Source organism: Streptomyces sp. NPDC007162, assembly GCF_040634175.1.
Classification (GTDB): Bacteria; Actinomycetota; Actinomycetes; order Streptomycetales; family Streptomycetaceae; genus Streptomyces.
In genome coordinates this window covers 1-4511 of sequence record NZ_JBEYFC010000623.1, presented here as the reverse complement: position 1 = coordinate 4511, position 4511 = coordinate 1, and the positions used below count along the sequence as shown (strand labels likewise).

At 69.1% G+C, this 4511-nt stretch carries 1 protein-coding gene and 1 pseudogene; both read right to left on the bottom strand.

The genetic code is table 11. From position 1 onward, the window contains the following. Positions 1-86: 86 nt before the first annotated feature. Positions 87-3689 (bottom strand): beta-galactosidase, encoded by a 3603-nt coding sequence (locus ABZ646_RS40710; RefSeq protein ID WP_360531059.1) that lies wholly within the window; start codon positions 3687-3689, stop codon positions 87-89. A 280-nt stretch (positions 3690-3969) separates the two neighbouring features. Beyond that, a pseudogene (locus tag ABZ646_RS40705) lies at positions 3970-4122 on the bottom strand (DUF2945 domain-containing protein); the annotation flags it as partial. Positions 4123-4511 lie beyond the last annotated feature (389 nt).

Sequence of the window (4511 nt, the reverse complement as noted above, 5' to 3'; positions counted from 1 at the left end):
TACGCGCCCGGTGACACCAAGGGCTCCAAGCTGCCCCCGGTCACCTTCTCCGCCTACACCGTGGACGCGGACGACCCGCTCGGCGACTACCTGGCACCCGGTCGCACGCGCTCGGCCGACGTGGGGCCGGTGGCGCTGACGCTCCAGCCGTCGGGGGCCTGGAGCGAGGCCGTCAGCCGGGTGGCGGACGATCCGTCCTCGGGGACCCGCACGGTCGTCCGGGCCGTGAAGGACTGCGCCGGCTGCGCGGTGTCCGGCACCTCCAGGGTGACGTCGGCGCCGGGGCGCTTCGGCATCGCGTACGTGCGGCTGTCGTAGCGGGGGCTGTCGTTCTGGGCGACGCGCAGGGACGAGGTGTAGCTGCCGTAGTCGGTGAGCGAGACCTGTCCGAGGCCGCCGGTGCTGCCGTCCAGGTTCCAGACGGCGATGGCGATGCTGTTGTGGCCGTTCGGGTCGAGGATTCCGTTGGGGACGGGGAACGTGTGCTGCGGACCGAGGTAGTTGACGTAGTTGCCGAGCTGCCAGCCGTTGACGAAGATCGTGGCACGGTACTTGCGTGCGGCGTCGTCGGTGAACGTCAGGCCTACCGAGGTGTCCTGGCCGCGCGGCAGGTCGAGGTCGGCGTCGGTGCGGTACCAGGAGACACCGGGGCGGGTGTCGGTCGTCGGCAGTGTCACCTTGTTCCACTTACCGTCCGGGTAGCCCGGCAGGGGCCAGCCGGCCCGCTCGCCGTACAGACCGCCCGTCGAGAGCGGACCGCGCACCGTGTCCTGCAGGTCCTCGCCGCCGCGTACGCCCTGGATGCGCCAGGTGACGGAGGTCAGCGGGGCTCCGACGAGGGAGGCGCTGGTCAGGCCGCGGGCGGTCTTGTTGCCGTTGGTGGAGTTGTAGTCCTCCTCGTGTCCCATGTTCACGGTGAGCACGGAGAGGACGTTGTCACCCGTGGACCGCACCGAGCCGGCCGGGAAGGTGAAGTCGGCGCTGCCCGTGGTGGAGCTGCCCAGGAAGGTGCCGTTGAGCCAGGCCGAGAACGCCTGGGCGTCGCCGCCGGAGTCCGAGACCAGGTGGATGCCGGTCTCCTTGCCGGTGGCGCGGAAACGACCGCGGTACCAAGTGTTGCCGGTGTGGAAGCCGTAGTCGTCGGCGTAGAGCACCGGCAGCGCGTTGGCGCCGGAGACACTGTTGGTGGTCGCCTTGTCGGCCACCTGCCAGCTGGAGTCGTCGAAACCGGGGGCCGCTTCGGGGGATTCCTCGGCGTGCTTCCAGCTCGTCAGCGTCGGCAGGTGCACCGGGGCCGCGGTCGCGATCTCCCCGGTCAGGCTTCCGGTGCCGGTGGCCCTGGTGTGCACTGTCCGGCCGTTCCAGGTGACACGGGCGGCGGAGCTGAACACCTCGATGTTCTTGTCGTCGGCGTTGTCGCCGGTGAGCGCCACGGTGCGGCCGCCGTCCCGGCTGGTCGCCGTCCGCAGCAGGTGCGTGCCGCGTACGAACACCGGGCCGGTCGCCGTGTCCTGGCGCCAGAAGGTCTTCGCGGTCGCCTTGTCGCCGACGAGGAGCAGCAGCGGGCGCTGTCCGCCGCCGCTGATGCTGATGCGCATCAGGCCCTTGTGCGTGTAGTTCAGCCGCAGGTCGCCGGTGGCCGGGTCCCAGGTGGTGTCGGCGGTGCCGCCGCTGGTGGCCACGGTGGGCCTGGCGGAGTAGCGCAGGACGGTCTCGCCGTCGCTGCCCGGGTCGCCGTAGAGCACGGCGACGTCCCGGTCGCCGATGGTGGCGCTGGTCATGATCTCCGAGGTGGAGTACTGCAACTGCGAGTCGCCGAGCCGGTAGTCGGCCACGATCACGTGGGAGTCGCGTCCGTCGAGGGTGATAGCGGTGCCGGGCTGCTGGGGCACGACCGGGTAGGTCGGTTCCGCGGCGGCGGTGCCCGTCGGCACGTCGATGGCGTCGATGGCCACGTAGTTGTCCGTGGACGCCGAACTGTGGGTCCCGTCGACGACGATCTTCAGGGTGTGTGCCCCGGGAGCCAGGCCGGTCTTCTGGAAGAGCACCGCCTGGGTCTCGCCGCCGGAGTCGTCGACCGTCGCCTCCTTCGTACCGTCGAGGTAGACGTCGGCGTAGCCGTGGTTGTTCGTCTTCGAGCCGATCCAGCGGACCGCGGTGCCGTCGAAGGGGACGGTGACCGAGTCACCGGCCTTGTTGGAGAACGACTCGGTGTGCTTGTAGTCGCCGCCGGTGTAGTTCTGGTCGGCCACGTGCGACCACGAACCGGCGTACTGGAGCGCGGAGTCCGGGTCGTCCCAGGTGTAGGTGGTGTCCGCGGACGGCTGCGCGTTGAAGTCCAGCGAGATGTGGGTCCTGTCGACCGCGGTGGACGTGGAGTCGCCGTGCCGCAGGACGTGGAACTGCGTCTTCGTGTCGGGGTTCATCCGGGCGGTGTCGACGACGGCGGAGTCGTCCGGGGGCGTGGCCCTGATCGCCTCGGTCTTGGTCAGCGGGGCCACGGACTGGGTGAAGTAGCCGATCAGCTTGTCCTCGTAGTACTTCGGATCGAGCTGCCGGGTCTCGCGGATCGCCGCCCCGTAGTCGTACGACGTGTAGTTCTCCGGCATGCCCAGCCAGCCCCAGTTGGTGCCGCCGTAGGTCATGTAGAAGCTCTGCGCGGTGGCGCCGACGGCTATGTTCTGCTTGTAGAACACGTTGGCGAACTGGTCGTTGATCAGCTGGGCGCACTTGTCGTAGCCCGGTCCGCCCCAGGGGTCGAAGGCGCCGCCCTGGAACTCCGGCGAGTACAGCGGCTTTCCGGCGGGGTGGTCGTAACTGATGTCGGGGACGCCGTTCCACTTCGTGGGGTTCGAGCAGTTGAATCCCTGGGGGTAGGAGTCCGGGCCGTCGACGTCGAGGGCGCCGGTACCGGAGTTGAAGGTGCCGTTGTTGTTGCCGGTGAGCGGCACCGTGATGCCGTCGGCGCGGGCCTTGTCCTCCAGGTGCTGCATGTAGGAGCGGCCGGCGGCCGAGCCGTTGTAGTACTCGTTCTCGACCTGGTAGGCGATGACCGAGCCGGTGCCGTTGGTGAGTTGGTGGCGGGCGATGATCCGGTCGATCTGCGTCAGCCATTCGTCGGCGTACTTCAGGAACCGCGGGTCGTCGCTGCGGTTGTTGCCGGCCTTGGTGGTCAGCCAGCCGGGCAGGCCGCCGCTGTCGACCTCCGCGTTGATGTACGGCGCGGGGCGCGCGATGACGTACAGGCCGGCCTCCTGGGCCATGTCGAGCAGCCTGTCGACGTCCCGTACCCCGCTGAAGTCGTACACGCCCGGCTTGGGTGAGTGGTAACCCCAGTCGAAGTACAGCGACGTGGAGTTGAACCCGGCGGCCTTCATCTTCTGGAAGATGTCACGCCACAGGTCCGGGCTCGGCAGCCGGAAGTAGTGGAACTCGCCGGACCACAGGTAGGTGCGCTTGCCGTCGACGAGGAACGAGTAGCCGTCGAGTGTCACCGTGTGCGCCTGTGCGCCGGCGGCGGGCGTCGCGGTGGGTGTCACGGTGGATGTCTGCCCGCCGACGTCCAGCGCGACGGCTGGTCCGGTCATGCCCGCGGCCAGGGCGATGGTCGCGGTCGTCGCGAGGACCGCCCTCCACCACCGACGTCGACCGGGTCTCGCGCTCTCGGAACGGCTCCGACTACCCCGCACTGCGGCCTCCATCCGCCTGAGCACTCATCATCGAACAGACTCAGGCAAACCCGAACAGTAAAGGGCCACAAGGCTCAACACAATGGGGCGGGAGAACACGGTCGGGGCGGACGATGGCATGTCGGTTCACCGGTGGCCGAGAGGCGCCCCACCGAGGTCGGCGGTCCACCCCAACTCGTGCTGCACGTAAACTTCCTGACTGGTCATCAGGTCGCGCCGCCGAGGCCGCCGCGTTCATGCGACGGCGCGGCCCGGCTCACTTCTTCTTCAGTACGGACGGTTTGTGCACCGCGGAGCGGCCGGACTTGGCACTGCGCACCTGGTACTGCGGATCGTCCGGTGCCGCGTCGTGCGGCCCGCGGCCCGGGTGCGCTTGGTGATCTTCTTCTCCACCTCGCCCTCGGCCTGTCCGCCCGTGACTCTTCCAGGCCACCTTGTCACCCTTCTTCAGGCTCTCGCGCTCGCCCCGGTTCCTCGCGATACCGACGCTCCTTCCCGGTCAGCCACCCCCTGTCTCCGGGGTGCGGGCACCACGCCCGCGGCGCAGCCGCGGTTCGGCGCGAAGAGCCGGGGTTTACCACTCGAAGTCAAGGGCAGCAGGAGTTTCGTGCTTCGGACCGGAGGCGCAGGCCCAGCGGGTGACCACCCGGGCTGCCGGCATCCTCCGGGGCCCGTCCACCTCTCCGCTGCGGCACCCTGACCAACCCTTCAGGACAGGTCCGGAATTCGGTTCCGGACTTCTGGAAAGACCGTTCAGGAGCGATTCCGTATGCTCACCGACTTGTCGACCAGCCGTCCCGCCACGCCCGGCCACACCGCTGG